This window comes from Bradyrhizobium sp. USDA 372 (genome assembly GCF_053629095.1).
The window spans coordinates 3345532-3366040 of the sequence record NZ_JBRJHR010000001.1 but is presented as its reverse complement, the minus strand read 5'-3'; the positions used below and the strand labels follow the sequence as shown (position 1 = coordinate 3366040).

19 protein-coding genes are annotated in these 20509 nt (G+C 65.9%); 10 read left to right on the top strand and 9 right to left on the bottom strand.

The annotated features are described in order from the left end of the window. Positions 1-47: 47 nt before the first annotated feature. The 4 genes from thrC (at position 48) to AB7M16_RS15980 (ending at position 4148) form a co-directional block, all read left to right on the top strand. A complete protein-coding gene (gene thrC, locus AB7M16_RS15995) occupies positions 48-1466 on the top strand; it encodes a threonine synthase (protein WP_453944446.1) in 1419 nt (472 codons plus the stop codon). After that, complete coding sequence (locus tag AB7M16_RS15990; RefSeq protein WP_172786058.1) at positions 1463-2752, top strand: M16 family metallopeptidase; 1290 nt, start codon at positions 1463-1465, stop codon at positions 2750-2752. The genes thrC and AB7M16_RS15990 overlap by 4 nt, the downstream gene beginning before the upstream one ends. Positions 2753-2791: 39 nt before the next feature. Then, the gene (locus AB7M16_RS15985) at positions 2792-3379 is read left to right on the top strand and encodes a GNAT family N-acetyltransferase (RefSeq protein WP_035996611.1); all 588 of its coding nucleotides are present in this window, start codon (positions 2792-2794) and stop codon (positions 3377-3379) included. Between the two features lie 118 nt (positions 3380-3497). After that, positions 3498-4148 (top strand): hypothetical protein, encoded by a 651-nt coding sequence (locus AB7M16_RS15980; protein WP_172786057.1) that lies wholly within the window; start codon positions 3498-3500, stop codon positions 4146-4148. Positions 4149-4360: 212 nt separating this feature from the next. On the opposite strand, the gene gspM is transcribed toward AB7M16_RS15980, so the two are convergent. From gspM to AB7M16_RS15950, 6 genes are all read right to left on the bottom strand, one after another. Further along, the gene (gene gspM, locus AB7M16_RS15975) at positions 4361-4846 is read right to left on the bottom strand and encodes a type II secretion system protein GspM (RefSeq protein WP_172786056.1); all 486 of its coding nucleotides are present in this window, start codon (positions 4844-4846) and stop codon (positions 4361-4363) included. A gap of 5 nt (positions 4847-4851) precedes the next feature. Further along, positions 4852-5418, bottom strand: coding sequence for a F0F1 ATP synthase subunit B (locus AB7M16_RS15970; protein ID WP_172786055.1), 567 nt, complete (start codon positions 5416-5418; stop codon positions 4852-4854). A 62-nt stretch (positions 5419-5480) separates the two neighbouring features. After that, positions 5481-5708: a F0F1 ATP synthase subunit C gene (locus AB7M16_RS15965; RefSeq protein WP_018643436.1), complete on the bottom strand. Its 228-nt coding sequence runs from the start codon at positions 5706-5708 to the stop codon at positions 5481-5483. A gap of 53 nt (positions 5709-5761) precedes the next feature. Then, complete coding sequence (locus tag AB7M16_RS15960) at positions 5762-6511, bottom strand: F0F1 ATP synthase subunit A (protein ID WP_439364827.1); 750 nt, start codon at positions 6509-6511, stop codon at positions 5762-5764. Between the two features lie 111 nt (positions 6512-6622). Continuing rightward, positions 6623-6997, bottom strand: a complete 375-nt coding sequence (locus tag AB7M16_RS15955) for an AtpZ/AtpI family protein (protein ID WP_025033499.1) — start codon at positions 6995-6997, stop codon at positions 6623-6625. Positions 6998-7042: 45 nt separating this feature from the next. Next, positions 7043-7375, bottom strand: coding sequence for a hypothetical protein (locus tag AB7M16_RS15950; RefSeq protein ID WP_172786053.1), 333 nt, complete (start codon positions 7373-7375; stop codon positions 7043-7045). On the opposite strand from AB7M16_RS15950, the gene AB7M16_RS15945 reads away from it, so the two are divergent. Further along, a complete protein-coding gene (locus AB7M16_RS15945; RefSeq protein WP_409241877.1) occupies positions 7350-7868 on the top strand; it encodes a hypothetical protein in 519 nt (172 codons plus the stop codon). The two genes, AB7M16_RS15950 and AB7M16_RS15945, sit on opposite strands and share 26 nt — an antisense overlap. A 166-nt stretch (positions 7869-8034) precedes the next feature. Further along, complete coding sequence (locus AB7M16_RS15940; RefSeq protein WP_212256163.1) at positions 8035-8508, top strand: secondary thiamine-phosphate synthase enzyme YjbQ; 474 nt, start codon at positions 8035-8037, stop codon at positions 8506-8508. Between the two features lie 64 nt (positions 8509-8572). Here the strand turns inward: AB7M16_RS15940 and AB7M16_RS15935 are convergent, their stop codons facing one another. Further along, a complete protein-coding gene (locus AB7M16_RS15935; protein ID WP_172786051.1) occupies positions 8573-10198 on the bottom strand; it encodes an MFS transporter in 1626 nt (541 codons plus the stop codon). 333 nt (positions 10199-10531) lie between these two features. Between AB7M16_RS15935 and AB7M16_RS15930 the strand changes: the two genes are divergently transcribed. Continuing rightward, positions 10532-11203 carry a response regulator transcription factor gene (locus AB7M16_RS15930; RefSeq protein ID WP_172786050.1) on the top strand — a complete coding sequence of 224 codons (672 nt, stop codon included), beginning with the start codon at positions 10532-10534 and terminating at the stop codon, positions 11201-11203. Positions 11204-11207: 4 nt separating this feature from the next. Here the strand turns inward: AB7M16_RS15930 and AB7M16_RS15925 are convergent, their stop codons facing one another. Next, positions 11208-14039 carry an ATP-binding protein gene (locus AB7M16_RS15925; protein ID WP_453944445.1) on the bottom strand — a complete coding sequence of 944 codons (2832 nt, stop codon included), beginning with the start codon at positions 14037-14039 and terminating at the stop codon, positions 11208-11210. 194 nt (positions 14040-14233) lie between these two features. Here AB7M16_RS15925 and AB7M16_RS15920 point away from each other — a divergent pair, with 194 nt between their 5' ends. The 3 genes from AB7M16_RS15920 (at position 14234) to AB7M16_RS15910 (ending at position 16348) form a co-directional block, all read left to right on the top strand. Beyond that, a complete protein-coding gene (locus AB7M16_RS15920; protein WP_453944444.1) occupies positions 14234-14653 on the top strand; it encodes an organic hydroperoxide resistance protein in 420 nt (139 codons plus the stop codon). A 35-nt stretch (positions 14654-14688) separates the two neighbouring features. Beyond that, the gene (locus AB7M16_RS15915; RefSeq protein WP_453944443.1) at positions 14689-15717 is read left to right on the top strand and encodes an alpha/beta fold hydrolase; all 1029 of its coding nucleotides are present in this window, start codon (positions 14689-14691) and stop codon (positions 15715-15717) included. A 70-nt stretch (positions 15718-15787) separates the two neighbouring features. Further along, positions 15788-16348, top strand: a complete 561-nt coding sequence (locus AB7M16_RS15910) for a cytochrome P460 family protein (RefSeq protein WP_453944442.1) — start codon at positions 15788-15790, stop codon at positions 16346-16348. Positions 16349-16942: 594 nt separating this feature from the next. Here AB7M16_RS15910 and AB7M16_RS15905 read toward each other — a convergent pair. After that, positions 16943-20452, bottom strand: a complete 3510-nt coding sequence (locus AB7M16_RS15905; RefSeq protein WP_453944441.1) for a PAS domain-containing hybrid sensor histidine kinase/response regulator — start codon at positions 20450-20452, stop codon at positions 16943-16945. Positions 20453-20509 lie beyond the last annotated feature (57 nt).

Genomic DNA, 20509 nt, shown 5'->3' with positions numbered 1-20509 from the left:
AAAGGCTTAAGGGTCGGGCTTCGGCCGGCCGGCCTTTGGAGGGCAGTTTGACTCGTTATATCTCGACCCGGGGCGAAGCCCCCGAACTCGGCTTTTGTGACGTGATGCTGACCGGGCTTGCCCGCGACGGTGGCCTGTATGTGCCGGCGGTGTGGCCGCAGCTTCCGAGCGAGACGATCGCCGGCTTCTTCGGCCGTCCCTATTGGGAAGTCGCGGTCGACGTGATTCGTCCCTTTGCCGGCGGCGAGATTTCGGACGCCGAGCTCGGGCGCATGGCGAACGAGGCCTACGCCACCTTCCGCCATCCTGCGGTGGTGCCGCTGCGCCAGATGTCGCCACACCAGTTCGTGCTTGAGCTGTTCCACGGTCCGACGCTCGCCTTCAAGGACGTGGCGATGCAGCTGATCTCGCGGCTGATGGACCACGTGCTCGAAAAGCGCGGCCAGCGCACCACCATCGTGGTCGCGACGTCAGGCGATACCGGCGGCGCCGCGGTCGAAGCCTTTGCCGGCCTCGAGAACGTCGATCTCATCGTGCTGTTTCCGCACGGCCGCATCTCAGAGGTGCAGCGGCGGATGATGACGACGACGGGCGCGGCCAACGTCCATGCGCTCGCCATCGAAGGTACCTTCGACGACTGCCAGGCGCTCGTGAAGGGGATGTTCAACAACCATCGCTTCCGCGATGCGACCTCGCTTTCCGGCGTCAATTCCATCAACTGGGCGCGCATCGTCGCCCAGGTGGTCTACTATTTCACCTCCGCCGTCGCGGTCGGTGCGCCGGCGCGCGCGGTCGATTTCGTCGTGCCCACCGGCAATTTCGGCGACATCTTCGCCGGCTACGTCGCCAAGCGCATGGGGCTGCCGGTGCGCACCCTGCGCATCGCCGCCAACGTCAACGACATCCTGGCGCGCACGCTGAAGACCGGCATCTACGAGGTGCGCGAGGTGCACGCGACGGCATCGCCGTCGATGGACATCCAGATCTCCTCGAACTTCGAACGGCTGCTGTTCGAGGCCGGCCGGCGCGATGCCGCCGGCGTGCGCCGCCTGATGGAACAGCTGAAGCAGTCCGGTCGCTTCGTGCTGCCCGATGCGACGCTCGCTGCGATCCGCGAGGAGTTCGATGCCGGGCGCGCCGACGAGACCGAGACTGCGGCTGCGATTCGCGCCGCCTGGCGCGAAGCCGGCGAGCTGGTCGATCCCCATACCGCCGTGGCGCTCGCCGTCGCGGACCGTGACACCACCGATACGAGGGTGCCGAGCATCGTGCTCTCCACCGCGCATCCGGCCAAATTCCCCGACGCCGTCGAGGCGGCCTGCGGCCAGCGGCCGCAACTGCCGGCCTGGCTCGACGGCCTGATGACCAAATCCGAACACATGAGGGTGATGAAGAACGATCAGGCCGAGGTCGAGCGGTTCGTGCTGTCCGCCAGCCGCGCCGCAAAGCAGGGAGTTGCCGGATGAGCGTCGAGATGTCCAAGCTTGCCTCCGGCCTCACCGTCGTCACCGACGAGATGCCCCACCTCGAGACGGCGGCGCTCGGTGTCTGGGCCGGGGTCGGCGGACGCGACGAGAAGCCGAACGAGCACGGCATCTCGCATCTCTTGGAGCACATGGCGTTCAAGGGCACGACCAAGCGCTCCTCGCGCGAGATCGTCGAGGAGATCGAGGCGGTCGGCGGCGACCTCAATGCCGGCACCTCGACCGAGACCACGTCCTATTATGCGCGGGTGCTGAAGGCCGACGTGCCGCTCGCGCTCGACGTGCTCGCCGACATCCTCGCCAATCCCGCCTTCGAGCCCGACGAGCTGGAGCGCGAGAAGAACGTCATCGTGCAGGAGATCGGCGCCGCCCAGGACACGCCCGACGACGTCGTGTTCGAGCATCTGAACGAGCTCTGCTATCCCGACCAGCCGATGGGTCGCTCGCTGCTCGGCACCGCCAAGACGCTGCGCGCCTTCAACCGCGACATGCTGCGCGGCTATCTCTCGACGCATTATCGCGGGCCGGACATGGTGGTGGCGGCGGCCGGCGCGGTCAATCACGCCCAAGTCGTCGCCGAGGTCGAAAAGCGTTTTGCGAGCTTCGAGGGGACGCCGGGGCCGAAGCCGCAGGCCGCTCAATTCGGCCAGGGCGGCACCAAGGTGGTGCATCGCGAGCTCGAGCAGGCGCATCTGACGCTGGCGCTCGAGGGCGTGCCGCAGTCCGATCCGTCGCTGTTCTCGCTCCAGGTCTTCACCAACATCCTCGGCGGCGGAATGTCGTCGCGCCTGTTCCAGGAGGTGCGCGAGAAGCGCGGCCTCTGCTACTCCATCTACACCTTCCACGCGCCCTACACCGACACCGGCTTCTTCGGCCTCTACACCGGCACCGATCCCGCCGACGCTCCGGAGATGATGGAGGTCGTGGTCGACATCATGAACGATTCGGTGGAGACGCTGACCGAGGCCGAGATCGCCCGGGCCAAGGCGCAGATGAAGGCGGGTCTGCTGATGGCGCTGGAGAGCTGCTCCTCCCGCGCCGAGCAGCTTGCCCGGCATGTGCTGGCCTATGGACGGCCGCAGACGGTGCAGGAACTGGTCGCCCGGATCGATGCCGTCAGCATCGAATCGGCGCGGGACGCGGCCCGTGCGCTGCTGTCGCGCAGCCGGCCAGCGGTTGTCGCTTTGGGCAGCGGCAGGGGTCTGGACACGGCGGTGTCTTTTGCGGAAGGATTGACCCGGGCACGCGCCAAGGCGCGGCTGCATTAGGAGCCGCGCGCGGGCTGCCTCGCCCCGGGAAGCATCACCATGGCCCTCTTTCGCCTGCCATCCAGTGGACCCGCCGCCCTCGCGCCGCGCGGCAACGGGCTGCTCCTGCGTGCGCCGCAAATGTCCGACTTCCTGCAATGGGCGCATTTGCGCGAGACCAGCCGCGACTATCTCACGCCTTGGGAGCCGATCTGGCCGTCTGACGATCTCACCCGGTCCGGTTTCCGCCGCCGCCTGCGCCGCTATGCCGAGGACATCGCCGCGGACCGCTCCTATCCCTTTCTGATCTTCCGCGAGCTCGACGGTGCCCTGGTCGGCGGCATCACGCTCGCCAATGTCCGGCGAGGCATCGTGCAGGCCGGTACCATCGGCTATTGGGTCGGCCAGCCCTATGCCCATCGCGGCTACATGACGGCCGCACTGCGGGTGTTGCTGCCGACGCTGTTTGGCGAGCTCAACCTGCACCGGGTCGAGGCCGCCTGCATCCCCACCAACGCGCCGTCGATCCGGGTGCTGGAGAAGTGCGGCTTCTCGCGCGAGGGCCTGGCGCGCCGTTATCTCTGCATCAACGGGGTCTGGCAGGATCACCTGCTGTTCGGCCTGCTGCACGAGGATTTTCGCGGCTGAGCGGCCGTCTGGCGGCCGCGTCCCCCTTTTTGCTGCCTTGGGTTCGCCGATTTTGGCGATATAACCGCGTGCCGCGGCCGGCGATCGGCCGGGCAATTGTCATGGAGTACGGGCGTCGATGGTGCAGGAGCTTCGGTCATCGCGGAATGCGTTGCGACTGGGAACGGGGATCGCACTGGCGTTGTCGGTTGCGCTGGCGTCTGTCTCGCCTGCGGCGGCGCAGTCATTGACCGACCGCTTCAAGAGCCTGTTCGGCGGCAAGTCCGACGAGCCGGCCGAGCCGAAGCCGGCGCCTGCGCCCGGGCAGCCGGCCGAAGACGATCTCGATTGCCCGCAGGTCACGGTGCGCGCGGGGGCCTCGACCTACGCGGTCGGCGCCAGTGGCAAGCCGGCCGTCGGCAATGACATCCGCTTCCAGGCCTCGATCACCAAGATGGCGCGCGAATGCTCCCGCAGCAGCGCTGGCATCACGGCCCGGATCGGCATCCAGGGCCGCGTCATCGCCGGCCCCGCCGGTGCGCCTGCCTCCGTCGAGGTGCCGCTGCGCATCGCCGTCGTGCAGGGCGGCGTCGGCGAGAAGGTGATCGCCTCGAAAGCCTACCGGACCACGGTCGCGATGTCGGAAGGCGGCAGCGTGCCCTTCACCTTTGTCGCCGAGGATCTGGCCTATCCGACACCGGCGCCCGCCGTCGCCGATAACTACATCTTCTATGTCGGTTTCGACCCGCAGGCGCTCTCGCCCGAACCGAAGGCGCGGAAGAAGAAGTAACCTGAGGTCTTGCGGCAATCTCAGCTGTCATTGCCCGCGAAGGCGGGCAATCCAGTATTCCAGAGGCCGCGGTGCTTGAACCGAGAAACCTCGGCGTACTGGATCACCCGCCTCCGCGGGTGATGACACCGCGATTGTGGATGCTGTTACCCGACAAACAAAAAAAGCCGGCGCTCATCGCGCCGGCTTTTTGATTGGGTGAGGCAAATCCCTCAGTTCAGCTTCTGCCGGACTTCGTTGATGCCCTTGGCGAGCAGGTCGTCGGCAACTTGGCCCTTGACCGATTGCGACAGGATGGTCGAGGCAGCCTGGACGGCGGCTTCAGCGGCTGCGGCGCGGACGTCGGCCAGCGCCTGGGCCTCGGCCAGCGCGATCTTGCTCTCCGCGGTCTTGGTGCGGCGGGCGACGAAGTCCTCCATCTTCGCCTTGGCGTCGGCAGCGATGCGCTCGGCTTCGGCCTTGGCGTTGGCGATGATGTCGGCAGCCTCGCGCTCGGCCGTGGCACTGCGCGCCTTGTAGTCGGCGAGCACCTTGGCCGCCTCCTGCTTCAGGCGCGCGGCGTCGTCGAGCTCGGCCTTGATGCGGGCGGCGCGATGATCGAGCGCGGTCATCGCCGACTTGAAGACGCCGAGATAGCCGAACACGATCATCAGGATCACGAAGGCGACGGCGACCCAGGTTTCAGGATCGAAGAACATCTCGACTAACCCTTCAAGGACGCGTCAACGGCGGCATTGACCGAGGCGGCATCCGGAATGACCCCGGTGAGCTGTTGCACGATCTGGCCTGCCGCGTCGGCCGCGATGCCGCGGACGTTGCTCATGGCGGCCGTGCGAGTCGAGGCGATTGTCTTCTCCGCCTCGGCGAGCTTGGCCGTCAGCTGCTCTTCCAATGCCTTGCGTTCGGCGTCCGCCTGCGCATTCGCCTTGTCGCGGGATTCGTTGCCGATCGCCTGCGCCCGCGAACGCGCCGAGGCGAGCTCGCTTTCATAGGCCTTCAGCGCAGCTTCGGACTGGTCCTTCAGCTTCTGCGCCTCGCCGAGGTCGCCCTCGATCTTGTTCTGGCGTGCTTCGATCGCACCGCCGACCTTCGGCAGCGCGAGCTTGGACACGATCACGTAAAGCAGGACGAAGAAGATCGCGAGCGACACCAGCTGTGAAGCAAAGGTGCTGCTCTCGAACGGCGGAAAGCCGCCGCTGTGATGACCGCCATCGGCTTCGGTGTGGGCACCCGCCGCCGGTCCTTTTGCCCCGCCATGACTCTCGGCCATGGAGTACTCCTGTTGCTGTCACGCGCCGCTTCGGATGAAGCGGCGCGGAAGAAGTCGTTCCTTTAGAAAACGAACAGCAGAAGCAGCGCGATCAGCAGCGAGAAGATGCCGAGCGCTTCGGTCACGGCGAAGCCGAAGATCAGGTTGCCGAACTGGCCCTGAGCGGCCGAGGGGTTGCGAACGGCCGCGGCGAGGTAGTTGCCGAAGATCACGCCCACGCCGACGCCCGCACCGCCCATGCCGATGCACGCGATGCCCGCGCCGATAAGTTTTGCTGCTGCCGGATCCATTTTAGACTCCTTGGAAGAAAGATTGGGTTGTGGGTGGAAATTCCCCGGACCGCTCAGTGTCCCGGATGAATGGCGTCGTTGAGGTAGATGCAGGTCAGGATCGCGAACACGTAAGCCTGCAGGAACGCGACCAGGATCTCGAGAGCGTACAGCGCGACCGTGAGCGCCAGCGGCAGCACGCCGCCGACCCAGCCGATGGCTCCGAGCGAGAAGCCCAGCATGGCGACGAAGCCCGCGAACACCTTCAGCGCGATGTGGCCGGCCAGCATATTGGCGAACAGACGAATGCTGTGCGAGACCGGCCGCAGGAAGAACGACAGGACCTCGATGAACATGACCAGCGGCAGGACGTAGCCGGGGACGCCGTGGGGAACGAAAATCTTGAAGAACTTCATGCCGTTCTTGGCGACGCCGTAGATCAGCACGGTGAAGAAGACCAGCAGCGCCAGTCCGGCGGTGACGATCAGGTGGCTCGAGACCGTGAAGGTGTAGGGGATGATGCCGACCAGGTTCGAGACGCAGATGAACATGAACAGCGAGAAGATCAGCGGGAAGAACTTCATGCCTTCCGCGCCGGCCGTCGAACGGATGGTCGAGGCCACGAACTCGTAGGAGATCTCGGCGACCGACTGCAGGCGCCCGGGAACCAGCTGCGAGCCGCTGGCGAGCATCAGGATCGAGATGATCGCAACCGCGACCAGCATGTAGAGCGACGAATTGGTGAAGGCGATCGTGTGATTGCCGATATGGCCCAGGGTGAAGAGAGGCTCGATGTTGAACTGGTGGATCGGATCGATTTTCATCGGCGCGGCATCTCTTGGTCTGCCGGGCATGCCGGCGGGTCTCGGTCTGCCGGCCGGGCCGGCCCGTACCGGCGAGGCCGGCACGATCATTCCTCTCCTGGTGGGACCAGCTTACGAACCACCGCGCCTGTTTTGACCCGCGCCTGCCGATCTCACCACATTCACCACGCCGGCAACGAAGCCCAGCAGCAGGAACACGATGAATCCGAAAGGCGACGTCGACAGCAAACGGTCGAACCCCCAGCCAATCCCCGCTCCGACAGCGACACCGGCGACCAACTCGGAGGATAACCGAAAACCAAGCGCCATCGCCGAGGCTCTGGCCGCTTTGTCTCCATCGTCACCTGCGGGTTGCTCGGTCTTGGCCCTGCGGTCGCGAAATTCGGACAACCGCTGATCAAGATTTCCGAGCCGATCGGAAAGCGCGGCTTCCTCGGACGATCTATCGCGATCTCCATCTTCGCCGTGTCCCGTGCCCTGTGTCATGCAACGAAGACCCGAAACGCTGAATGGAAATTACGCCCGTCACCCTCAAAAGCCGCGCGGACCATACTGATGGCCCATAATCAAGTCAAGCCAAGTCACGATTGCGTCGCTTTCAATTATGTCTTTGATTTTCTTGACGATATTGACGCGCGCAGCAGCGCTGCACACAGCGTGACGCCGCACCGCAGCAGGTCTGCTCATGATCTGCGAATGCAGCCGTGCTTTCGCCGCGCTGGTGGGATCAAAGAAGCCGTCGCGTTCGTTGATTTCAGGGGCGGGTTTTTTGGCGGCGGATTGCCGGCTCAAGGGTGTAGACTTGCACAGCAGCCGCAGCACCGCCGGGGCGGAGACAATGAAGAGACCTGCGACGACATCCACGACATCATGGCTCGCGGCGGCGGCCGCGGGGATGGTCGTCAGCGGCGGCCTCGTGGCCGCGCAATCGGCGCCCGACGGCGAAAATGGCCGCTACAGCATGACGCCCATTCCCGAGGGCGTGCTGCGGCTCGACACGCGCACCGGCACGGTATCGACCTGCACCAAGAACGGCGCCGGCTGGGCCTGCTATGCAGTTCCTGACGAGCGGACGGCACTCGATGCCGAGATCGGCAGGCTCCAGGCCGAGGTCGAGAAGCTGAAGGGACAGCTCGCGGCGGGACCGCCGGTGTCGGGCAAGATCGACGAGGCGCTGCCGAAATCCGATCAGCTCAAGAAAGCCGAGCCCAAGGTCGCCGAGGGCGAGCGCAAGATCGAGATCCCGCTGCCGAGCGACAAGGACGTCGACCGCGTGATGTCGTTCCTGGAAAAGGCCTGGCGGCGGCTGATCGACATGGCCAACCGCGTGCAGAAGGACGTGTCAGGGAAGATTTGACGCGTGACGAGCTGCCGTAGGGTGGGCAAAGGCGCAAAGCGCCGTGCCCACCACCTTGACATCGTCACGCGGAATGGTGGGCACGCTTCCGCCTTCGCTCTTCGATCTACTGCGGACAAGCCGCTTTGCCCACCCTACGGCAGCTTCCCGAGTTGAGAGACCCGCCATGACATCAGCCAGATCCGTCACACGCTCCGCACCGTCGTCGGTGCAGGCTACCACCGTCACATCGTCGCTGCTCACCGTGCAGACGCCCGGCCGCGGCTTCACCGATCTGACCAGCGAGGCCGCGAAATTCATCGCCGAGGCGCACGCAGGTGAGGGCGCGTTGACGCTGTTCATCCGCCACACCTCGGCCTCGCTGACGATCCAGGAGAACGCCGACCCTTCCGTGCTCGTCGATCTCACCACGGCCCTGTCACGGCTCGCACCGGAGAATGCCGGGTGGACCCATGACACCGAGGGACCCGACGACATGCCGGCCCACATCAAGACCATGCTGACGCAGACCTCGCTCCAGGTCCCGGTCCTGGACGGCAGGCTCGCGCTCGGCACCTGGCAGGCAATCTATCTGATCGAGCATCGCAGCCGCCCGCATCGCCGTGAGATCGTGCTGCAATTCATCGGCAGCAACCGCTAACCAGACAAAGCAAAACCGGCCGCGGAGACCGCGGCCGGTTTCGTGTCGTCGATCTCTGCTTCGATCAGGTCGCCTTGATGTCGACGTCCTTGGTCTCCGGCAGGAACAGGAAGCCGATCACCACGGTAATCGAGGCGAAGATGATCGGGTACCAGAGGCCGGCATAGATGTCGCCGGTCGAGGCCACGATGGCGAAGGCGGTGGCGGGCAGGAGGCCGCCGAACCAGCCGTTGCCGATGTGGTAGGGCAGCGACATCGAGGTGTAGCGGATGCGGGTCGGGAACAATTCGACCAGCATCGCGGCGATCGGGCCGTACACCATGGTGACGAACAGGACCAGGATGAACAGCAGGCCGATGATGGCCGCCACCTGCGGACGGAAGATGTCGAGCGGATGCGACATCTTCACGATGCCGGCGTCACCCGCCTTGGGATAGCCAGCCGCCTGCACCGCGGCGAGAACCGCCGGGTTGCTGTCCTTGGCGTTGGCGTAGGGCACGTCCTTGCCGTTGACCACGACCTTCACGCCCGAGCCGGCCGGACCCGGCGTCGTCGCATACTTGACCGACGATTGCGACAGGTAGGCGCGCGCGGTGTCGCAAGGCGCGGTGAAGACGCGGGTGCCGACCGGGTTGAACAGGTCGCCGCAGCCGGCGGGATCGGCCACCACCTCGACCTTGACCGACTCGATCGCCTTTTCCAGCGCCGGATTGGCGTTGGTGGTGATCATCTTGAAGATCGGGAAGAAGGTCAGCGCCGCGATCAGACAGCCGCCGAGGATGATCGGCTTGCGGCCGATCTTGTCGGACAGCATGCCGAACACGATGAAGAAGCCGGTGCCGAGCAGCAGCGACCAGGCGATCAGCAGGTTGGCGGTATAGCCGTCGACCTTCAGGATCGATTGCAGGAAGAACAGCGCGTAGAACTGGCCGGTGTACCAGACCACGCCCTGGCCCATCACGCCGCCGAGCAGGGCGAGCAGCACGAGCTTGCCGTTCTGCCAGTTGCCGAAGGCCTCCGTCAGCGGCGCCTTCGAGCCCTTCCCTTCCTCCTTCATCTTCTGGAAGATCGGCGATTCGTTCAGGCGAAGCCGGATCCAGACCGAGATGCCGAGCAGCAGCACCGACACCAGGAACGGAATGCGCCAGCCCCACGCCGCGAAGTCGGCCTCGCCGAGCGCGGTGCGGGTGAACAGGATCACCAGCAGCGACAGGAACAGGCCGAGCGTCGCCGTGGTCTGGATGAAGGAGGTGTAGAAGCCGCGCTTGCCGTTCGGCGCATGCTCCGCGACGTAGGTCGCCGCACCGCCATATTCGCCGCCGAGCGCCAGGCCCTGGGCGAGGCGCAGCGCGATCAGGATGATCGGAGCCGCGATGCCGATGGTGGCCGCGTTGGGCAACAGGCCGACGATGAAGGTCGACAGGCCCATGATCAGGATGGTGACGAGGAAGGTGTATTTGCGGCCGACGATGTCGCCGACGCGGCCGAACACGATGGCGCCGAACGGACGCACCAGAAAGCCCGCGGCAAACGCCAGCAGCGCGAAGATATCGCGGGTTGCCGGCGGATAGGCCGAGAAGAACTGCGCGCCGATGATCGAGGCGAGCGAACCGTAGAGATAGAAGTCGTACCACTCGAACACGGTACCGAGCGAGGAGGCGAGAATGACGAACCGTTCGTCCTTCGTCATCCCTCCCGCGCCTGCTTGAGACACAGCCATTGTCGACATGTTGAGTCGCTCCCCGAAAATACGTTTCCTCGCGCCCCCAGAATGTCCGGACGTGCCGGATCAGCCCAGGTCTTGACCACAAGGTAACATCGGCGTGAAACCCGCCCCAATACGACTTTCGGCCTTGCGCACGGGCGCTGTGGTATCCGGCGCCGGTGCGCAAGCGCCGAGACCAGGGATTAACCCCTTTGCAGCAAAGGGATAATGTGCACTTGCATGCCACGGCCGCTCGGGGAAGAATTGACCCGCCCGGGATCTGTTCGCCGACCCGGCGCGAACGACAGCAAGAGAACGATGAACGCTCCTTCGACTCACCTCGTCATCGCCGATGATCATCCCCTGTTCCGCGATGCGCTGCGGCAGGCGGTGGCAGGCGTCCTCCCCTCGGCCCGGATCGACGAGGCCGGATCCTTCGAGGACCTGACCAAGCTCCTGGAACAGAACTCCGAGGTCGACCTCGTCCTGCTCGACCTCTCCATGCCCGGGATCTCCGGCTTTTCCGGCCTGATCTATCTGCGCGCGCAATATCCGGCGATTCCGGTCGTCATCGTCTCGGCTTCCGACGACAGCGCCACGATCCGCCGCTCGCTCGATTTCGGCGCGTCCGGCTTCATCCCCAAGCGGTTCGGGGTCGAGACCCTGCGTGACGCCATCCTCAAGGTGATGGAAGGCGACATCTGGGTTCCCGCCGACACCGACCTCTCCGCCGCCGCCGACCCCGACATGACGCGCCTGCGCGACCGCCTGGTGACGCTGACGCCGCAGCAGGTTCGCGTCCTCATGATGCTGTCGGAAGGTCTCCTCAACAAGCAGATCGCCTACGAGCTCGGCGTCTCCGAGGCCACCATCAAGGCCCATGTCTCGGCGATCCTGCAAAAGCTCGGCGTCGAGAGTCGGACGCAAGCGGTGATTGCCGCCGCGAAGATCGCCGGCGGCCAATGGAAGCAGGGCACGCCGACGGGGTGAGCCGCTACAGCGTGGTCAGAAGCAGGTTGGCCGCTCTGATATCCGCCGTCTCGGAGCCCTCGGCAAAGCCCTCGAGCGCCGATTGGAGCCATCGCTTCGCCTCGTCGCGCTGCCCGCGTTCGGCAAACAGCCCGGCGAGATCGATCGCGGCGCGCAGCTCCCACGCTGTGGCGCCTTGGCGGCGACTCAGATCCAGGGATTGCATCAAGTAGGCCTCTGGTTGCTCGGCTCTCGGCTCTGGCAGGTGCAACAGGACCTTGGCCTTCATCCGCAGCAATTCAGGCATGTAGAGATGATCGCCGCTCTGATCGACGAGGCGGATCGCATCGGCGATCAGGCGCGCGCTCTGCTCGATCTGTCCAAGCGCCAGCAAGCCTTGAACCAGCGCGATGTTGAAGGTGGTGGTGAGCAATTCGTAGCCGGCCTCGTGGAGCTCGCATAGGCAAGCCTTGATCGTCGCGACGCCGTACGCGGCGTCTCCCCGAAGGATCGCCAGTTCGCCTTTCACGCCGCGGCCCACCACGAGATAGGGACCCATCGATCGAGATTCGGCATGCGCGATGAACTGGTCGATGCGCTGTTCCGCGCCGTCGAGATCACCGTCCCAGAGCGACATCGAGACCGCCCAGATCAGCGCGATGCAGAGCGTGATCGGATGCTCCATCTGCGCGGCTTCAGTCACCGTCTGTTGCGCCAGCTGCCGCGCGTCCGCGGGCCGGCCCTGCAACCAGAGTTCGCGCGCCAGCGTGATGCCGGCCCGGTTGCGATGGTCGAAGCCATGGATGGTGCTGATTCGTTCCGCGCCCGGCCCTTGCCATGCGACCTCAAGCATCCTCAGCGCGTCGCGGTGCTCGCCGGCCAGATGAAGCGAGACCCCGAGCAGCGAATGGGCGAGGACGATCGAGCCGGGATCGCCGAGCGGCTGCGCGACCGCAAGGCTCTGCCGCGCATAGCCAAGCGCGGCGTCGAACTGCCCCATCCGTTCGTGAAAGATATGCATGCGGCCGAGCAGTTGGAGCTGGTTCGGCGCGTCGCCGCGCGCCTCGGCGATCGCAAGGCTCCGGCTCAAGGCCACGCGCGCCGCCTCGCTGCCGCCGCGCGTGAACATCAGGGTCAGTCCGAGGGCGGCCTGGATGTGCATTTCAGCGGCGCTGCCGCGCGCGGACGGGGTCATCGCAAGCAGTGCCCGTTCCGACCAGCGCCGGCATTCGATCAAGAGCGACATCGCGAGGAAGATCGGCGCTGCCGCGGCGGCGAGCGCAATGCCGGCATTGGCGTCGCCGCCCGCGCCAAAACACCAGTCCAGCGCGGCACGCACGTTGTGGAGCGCGGAGAAGTGGATCGCCCGTTCGTCGGCGTTCGGTGTTGCCGCCCATGTGCTGCCGGCCTGCTCCAGCCATCGCCGGTAGTAGGTCGCGTGGCGGGCGGCGAGCGCGGCGTCGTTCGGCTCGATCTCGAGCAGATAGGCGCGGGTGGTATCGAGCAGACGGTAGCGCATCATGGCGCCGATCGGCCGCGGCGCGACCATCGATTTGGCGACGAGACTGTCGATGGCATCGAACAAGCGGGAGCGGTCGGCACGTTCATCCGGGACGACCTCGAGGGCCGCGTCGATGGTGAAGTGACCCACGAAGACCGCCAGCCTCCGCAGCACGAGGCGCTCGATGTCGGACAGCAGCCCATAGCTCCAGTCCAGCGTCGCCCGCAACGTCTTCTGCCGCGGCGGCGCGGTGCGCTGGCCCTGCCAGAGCAGATTGAGACGCTCGTCGAGCAGCGCGGCCGTCTGCTGCAGGCCGTAAGCTTCGACGCGGCCGGCGGCGAGCTCGATCGCCAGGGCCATGCCATCGAGATTGCGGCAAATCCTCGCGATAGTCGCGGCGTTGGTATCGTCCAGCGTGATCTGCGCGCCGCCGGCCGTAGCACGTTCGAGGAAGAGCTGAAGTGCGGAATAGGTCTGCGCAGCCGCCGCGGTCAGCCCGGCACTGTCAGGCGGAACGGCGAGCGGCGCCAATCGATAGACCTGCTCGCCCTCGACGCGCAGGGCTTCGCGGCTGGTGGCGAGAATGTGGACATCCGGCGCAGCGTGGAAGATCGCCGAAGCCAGCGGTGCCGCCGCGGCGATGACATGCTCGCAATTGTCGAGGATGAGCAGCATCCGCTTGTCCCGGAGATGCGCGAGCAGCGCGGGCAGGGGATCGTCGGTCTCGGCCGGCAAGCCGAGCATCAGCAGGATCGAGGTGATCACGAGATCGGGATCGCTGAGCGCGGCAAGGTCGACGAAATGCGCGGCGTCGGAGAACGCCGCGAGCAGGTCGTGGGCGATCGCGACCGCGACGGCAGTCTTGCCAACGCCGCCCGGACCGACGATCGCGACGAAGCGGGAGGTGAGAAGCTTGTCGGAGATGGCGGCGACCGCCTGGTCGCGTCCGACCATCCGCTGCAGCCGGTTCGGCAGCTTGACCGGCGGCAATTCCATGGACGGGGGCGAGCGCCGCGCTTCCGGAAGCTCCGTCTGGGAGATCGGCGCCACGAAGCAATAGCCGCGCCCGGAAAGCGTGGCGATGTATCGCGCGCCGTCCTTGCCGTCCCCCAGCGCCTTGCGCAGAGCGGCGATGTGAAAGCGCAGATTGGCCTCTTCGACGGTGATGCCGGGCCACACCAGCGCCATCAGATCCCATTTGCTGACGACCTCGTTCGGCCGCGACATCAGCGCGATCAGCGCGTCGAAGGCCTTCGCGCCCAGCGGCACCGCGACACCGTCGCGCGTCACGAGCCTTTCATGTGGCGCTACGGTGAATGGTCCGAACGAGAGCCTTGGCCCGGCCGGCGTGGTCATCGCGAAATCTTGCTCATTTGCGAACCGGATAGCCAGAGGGCAGCCATCCGGCAAGGCCTGCGTTGCATCGGCATCAGACCACGTTTGCAGGCCTCGCAACAGCTTCTGCGCCGGCCTCACAATTTCTCACAAGTCCAAACGGGTTTCCGGAGCACGTCGCTGCTAGTCAGGTGCGCGACGGCAAGGAGCTCTCCATGACAGAAACGGCAAAACTGCTCTACACGGCCCGGACGCACACCAACGGCGGCCGCCACGACGGCATGTCGCGCAGTTCCGACGGTCGCCTCGACGTCAAGCTGTCGCCGCCGGGCGGGGCCGGCATCGGCACCAATCCCGAGCAGTTGTTTGCGGCCGGCTGGTCGGCCTGCTTCGAAGGCGCGATGGAACTCGTCGCGCGCAAGCGGAAGGTGATGCTTCCCAGGAAAAGCGCGATCGATGCGGAGATCGATCTCGTGCTCGACGAGGGCGCCTACTCGCTGAGGGCGCGCCTCAATGTCAGCCTGCCGGGGCTCGACCCCGAGATCGCACGCGGCATCATCGATGAAGCGCATCAAACCTGCCCCTACTCCAAGGCCGTCCGCGGCAACATCGACGTCACGATCGCGCTGATCTGACGCACCATCATCAACCACGACGAGGTCACACCATCATGAAGCAGATCATCGATCAGCACCGCCGCCAGTTTCTCGGCATTGCCACGGGAGCCGCCGCCGTCGGTCTCGGCATGGTCGCGTTCGCTCGTGCCGAGACGGAACCGCAGCGATCCTCTGCATCGGATGCGTCCTTCGGCGCGATCAAGCAGATCGATGCCGGCGTTCTCAACGTCGGCTATGCCGAGGTGGGGCCCTCGAACGGTCCGGTGGCGATCCTGCTGCACGGCTGGCCCTACGACATTCACGCCTTCATCGACGTCGCGCCGCTCCTGGCCAAGGCCGGCTATCGCGTGATCATCCCATACTTGCGTGGCTACGGCGCGACGCACTTCCTCTCCAGCGAAACGCCGCGCAACGGCGAGCCTGCGGCCATGGCCGTGGACATCATCGCGCTGATGGACAAGCTCGAGATCAAGAAGGCCGTGGTCGCCGGCTTCGACTGGGGTGCGCGCACCGCCGACATTATCGCCGCGCTGTGGCCGGACCGTTGCCGCGCGCTGGTATCGGTCAGCGGCTATCTGATCTCCAGCCAGGCTGCCCGCAGCGCGCCGTTGCCGCCGCAGGCGGAGCTGCAATGGTGGTACCAGTTCTACTTCGCGACCGAGCGCGGCCGCGCCGGATACGAGAAGTACACGCACGATTTCGCCAAGCTGATCTGGAAGCTGGCCTCGCCGCAGTGGAAGTTCGACGACGCCACCTTCAACAGGAGCGCGGCGGCGTTCGACAACGGGGATCATGTCGCGATCACCATCCACAATTACCGCTGGCGGCTCGGGCTCGCCCAGGGCGAGGCGAAATACGAGCATCTCGAAAAGAAGCTGGCCGCAGCTCCGCAGATCGAGGTGCCGACGATCACGATGGAGGGCGATGCCAACGGCGCGCCCCATCCCGACCCCAGCGCCTATGCCAAGAAGTTCTCAGGCCGATACGAGTTTCGCCTGATCACCGGCGGCGTCGGCCACAATCTGCCGCAAGAAGCGCCACAAGCCTTCGCCAAAGCCGTCATCGACGCCGACGGCGCCTGATCGTTCATGCAATGCCTCGGTCCAGCTTGGCTGGACCGGGAAGTGCCGCGATCCAACTAGAAGAAACCTCATGCCATCTATCGAAGCTGAAAAGAAAGAGCGCTCCTACGTCACGGCGATCACGCTGGCCGTGCTCCTCCTGGTCGTTCTCCTGACTTGCGTGCCGTATCTGGTCTCGATCGCTCTTGCCGAGGGGCCTCCGCAAAATACCGCGGACGCCTCGCCGATCTTCGGCGTCACCATTCCGCGCGGATACAAGCAGTGGGAGCTGGTCGCGCCGGCCGAGGAGGCGGCGCCGCTCGACGAGCTTCGCGCTGTTGTGGGCAACCAGACCGCCATCAACGCCTATCAAGCCGGCAAACTCCCATTCCCGGACGGCACCATCCTGGTCAAGCGCGCCTGGAAGCGCAAACAGTCGCCGGAGTTTGCGTCCGCGACCATTCCCGGGGCCGCCACAACGGTCCAGGTGATGGTCAAGGATTCCAAGAAATATGCCGCAACGGGCGGCTGGGGCTTTGGCCGCTTCATCGACGGCAAACCGGTCGACGAGGCCCAGCACCGCACGTGCTGGGGCTGTCACGAAGCCCGCGCGAGGAGCCGCGACTACGTCTTCACGCGGCTTGCGCCCTGAGCGCAGCTTGGCCGCGCAAATCGTTCCGCCGCCACCGTCTTGTGCCATCATCCACTCTCTTCCTTGCTCGGTTCGGGCTCGAAGCCCATGCAACTGTTCGGGTTGAGGAAGACACCGGATCTGTCCCACGCTCCCGGACAGGCTCTCAAGGCCTTTGAGCACGGTCGGGCTCAGATCCAGCGACGGGCGGTTGGTCAGAACCGCCCGTTCGCGTTTTTTGGCATAATTTGCAGACACAAGAGCACGGCATAAGCCGTCCGACCATCGCGCAGGAAGGCCGTGTGTTCGGCTTCACCTGTATGCTGCTGTGCGGTTCTTCCTGCGTGTGCATTTCGCGCAGCGGACCGCGGGTGCCAGCCAGCACCCGGCCTTCCCTGCGCCCTTTCTCCAGGAGGGCGCGACGAGAAGCGCAAAACTGGGCGAAACGCGCCGCGAGAAGGCGAAGCCATGTCTGCGAGTCGAGATGCTGGTTTGAGGACGACAACGGTTGCTCCGTCATTGCGAGCGCAGCGAAGCAATCCAGACTGTCTCCGCGGAGGGATTCTGGATTGCTTCGCTGCGCTCGCAATGACGATCTCGAGAGAGCAGTGCGTCTCACTCCGCCGCCACCATCTGCTGCGTGCGCCACTGCCCAAGGAGAGCACGCAGCGAAGCCGGCTTCACCGGCTTGTTGAGCACCGCGATCTTCTCGTCGCGCGCGGCGACCTGCACGGCGGGGCTGCGATCGGCGGTGATCAGGATCCCGGGGATGCCGTCGCCGAAGCGGCGGCGGATCTCGCGGATGGCGGCGATGCCGTTGCCGCGATCGAGGTGATAGTCGACCAGGAGGCCGGTGACGCGCCGTCCGGCGGTTTCGATGGCGGCGATCGCCCCTTCGGGATCGGCGACCGCGATCACCTCGGCGTCCCAGGCCTTGAGCAGCGTGCGCATGCCGTCGAGGATCGCCGCATCGTTCTCGATGCAGACGATCAGCGCGCCCGAGATCGGCGTGCGCGCCAGCGGCGTCGCGCTGGTCACGGCCGCGGTGTGGGTCACCGCCTTCGCCGTCGGCACCGTCACGGAGAACACCGAGCCGCCGCCGGCATTGGCCTCGATGGCGATGCCGTGATTGAGCACGCGTGCCAACCGTTCCACGATCGAGAGCCCGAGGCCGAGACCGCGCGCGATCCGCGCGCCCTGCTCCAGGCGATGGAATTCCTTGAAAATCTCGCCGCGCTTGACCGGGGGGATGCCGACGCCGGTGTCGTAGACGCAGATCTTGAGCGAGGCGCCGCGGCGGCGGCAGCCGACCAGCACGCGGCCGCGCGGGGTGTATTTGATCGCGTTCGAGATCAGGTTCTGCAGCAGCCGCCGCAGCAGCAGGCGGTCCGACTGCACCGGCAGCGAGCAGGGCACGAAGGCGAGTTCCAGGCCCTTGGCGCGCGCGATCGGCGCGAACTCGATTTCCAGCGAGCGCATCAGATCGGCCATCTTGAAGCTCGAGATCGAGGTCGTCATCGCGCCGGCATCGAGCCTGGAGATGTCGAGCAGCGCGCCGAGGATTTCCTCGATCGCCTGCAGCGATTCGTCGATGTTCTCGACCAGCCGCGTCTCTTCGCCATTGTGCTGGCGTTCGACGAGGCTCGTGACGTAGAGCCGCGCCGCGTTCAGCGGCTGCAGGATGTCGTGGCTGGCGGCGGCGAGGAAACGCGTCTTGGAGATGCTGGCGTCCTCCGCCGCGCTCTTGGCGAGGGCCAGCTCGGAGTTCAGCCGCGTCAGCTCTTCGGTGCGGTCGCGCACGCGCTTTTCCAGCGTCGCATTGGCGCGCTCCAGCGCTTCCGCGGCTTCGAAGGTGGGCGTGACGTCGGTGAAGGTGATGACGAAGCCGCCGCCGGGCATGCGGTTGGTGAGCACTTCGATCACCATGTGGCGCTCCGGCAGGCGCTCGAGATAAGGCTCGCTGTCGGTGGTGTAGGCGGCAAGGCGCCGCTTCAGCAGGGCCTCGCGCTCGAGCGGATCGTTCGGATCGCCGAGGCCGATGAACTCCAGGATCTCGTGCAAGGGCGTGCCGAACTGGATCAGATGCAGTGGCACATTGAGGAGATCGCCGAACTGCCGGTTGGAGCAGATCAGTTGCAGATCGGCGTCGAACACCGCGATGCCCTGGCGCACATGGTTGAGCGCGGTCTGCAGGATCTCGCGGTTGAAATGCAGCGCCGCGTGGGAATCGTCGAGCAGCTTCAGTGCGGCCTTGGCGGAGACCGTTCGCTTGCGCAACAGCAGCGACATCACGAGGCGGGAGGAGGCCGCGCCGATCGAGGAGGCAATCAGGTGCTCGGCGTGTTGCAGCAGCTCGAAATCGGCGGGCGCACCGGGCTCCAGCCGCACGTTGCGCCGGGCCGAGAAGGCCTCGAAGGATTGCCGCGCGCGGTCGGGCCCGAGATATTGCGCCACCGTGGTCTGGATGTCCTGCACGGTGACCGTGGTGCGCCAGCGCCGGAAGCTCGGCGAGATCGGTGCGAGCGTGTTGGGCACGAACAGATCGGCCTGCAGCAGCTCGATGGAGGACGGCCGGCGCGCCAGCGACAGCAGCACATAGGTCAGGATGTTGAGCGACAGCGACCAGATCACGCCGTGCATGAGGGGCGGCAGGTCGGCGCCGAACAGTGCCTGCGGCCGCAGCGCCTCGATCCCGAACGGGCCGTGCTGCAGCAGCAGGATGCCTGATGTCGAGGAATCCATGAAGCTCGGCATGAACAGCGTGTAGAGCCACACCGCAAAGCCGACCAGCATGCCGCCGATCGCCCCGCGCGCGGTCGCGCGCCGCCAGAGCAGCCCGCCGAAGAAGCTCGGGGCAAGCTGGGCAATGGCGGCAAAGGAGAGCAGGCCGATCGCCGCGAGCTGGGTGTTGCCGAGCGCGCGATAGTAGAAATAGGCCATCACCATGATGGCGAAGATCGCGAGCCGGCGCGAGCGCAGCAGGAAGTTGCTGAAATCGGCTCCGCCGGCGCGCCCCTCCGGCCGACGTTTCAGCACCAGGGGCACCACGAGGTCGTTGGAAACCATGATGGAGAGCGCAACGCATTCGACGATCACCATGGCGGTCGCCGCCGACAGTCCGCCGACGAAGACGGCGACGCTGAGCAGGTCCGCGTCGCCCTCGATCGGCAGGGCAAGCACGTACATGTCAGGGTCGGCCGCGCCGAACGGGAAGGTCACGAGGCCGGCGAGCGCGATCGGGATCACGAACAGGTTGATGGCAACGAGGTAGAGCGGGAACAGCCAGCGCGCGCGGCCGACCTCGGCATCGCTGGAATTCTCCACCACGCTGACGTGAAACTGGCGCGGCAGCAGCATGATCGCGCACAACGACAGCAACGTCATGGTCAGGAAGTTGCCGATCGACGGGGAATAGTTGATGGCGCGCACCGCTTCCGGCGTCCTCATCGCACGCTCGATCAGTTCATGCGGCGAGAACATCCAGAAGGTGACGAAAATGCCGGCGGCGAGAAAGGCGACCAGCTTGACGATGGATTCGGTCGCCACCGCCAGCATCAGGCCGTGCTGGTGCTCGGTCGCGTCGGTCTGCCGCGTGCCGAACAGCACCGCGAAGGCCGCCATCGCCAGCGTCACCATCAGCGCCATGTCGCCGAGGATCGGGATGTGCGAGAAAGCCTGGTCTTCGCTCAGGATCGTGCCCAGCGAGGAGGCCACCGCCTTGAGCTGAAGCGCGATATAGGGCACCGAGCCGATGATCGCGATTGCGGCGACGGTCGCCGCCACCGCCTGGCTCTTGCCGTAGCGGGCACCGATGAAGTCGGCGATCGAGGTGATGTTGTGGGCCTTGGCGAGCTGGATCACGCGGCGGAGCACGCCGGCCCCTAGCCCGATCATCAGGATCGGACCGACATAGATCGCGAGGAAGTCGGTCGAGGTGCGGGTGGCGAAGCCGACCGAGCCGAAGAAGGTCCAGGACGTGCAGTAGATCGCCAGCGACAGCGGGTAGATCAGCCCGGAGGCGCGGCCGCGCCCCGCCGGCGAACGGCGGTCGCCATGGCTCGCCACCAGGAACAGGAAGCCGATATAGCCGAAGGCGGCGGCGATCACGCCCCAATCGTGCAGCATGGGTCGGGGGGCTTTCTCCCTGGGCGCCGGCGGCGCGCGAGCTCATTTTCCCCGTAA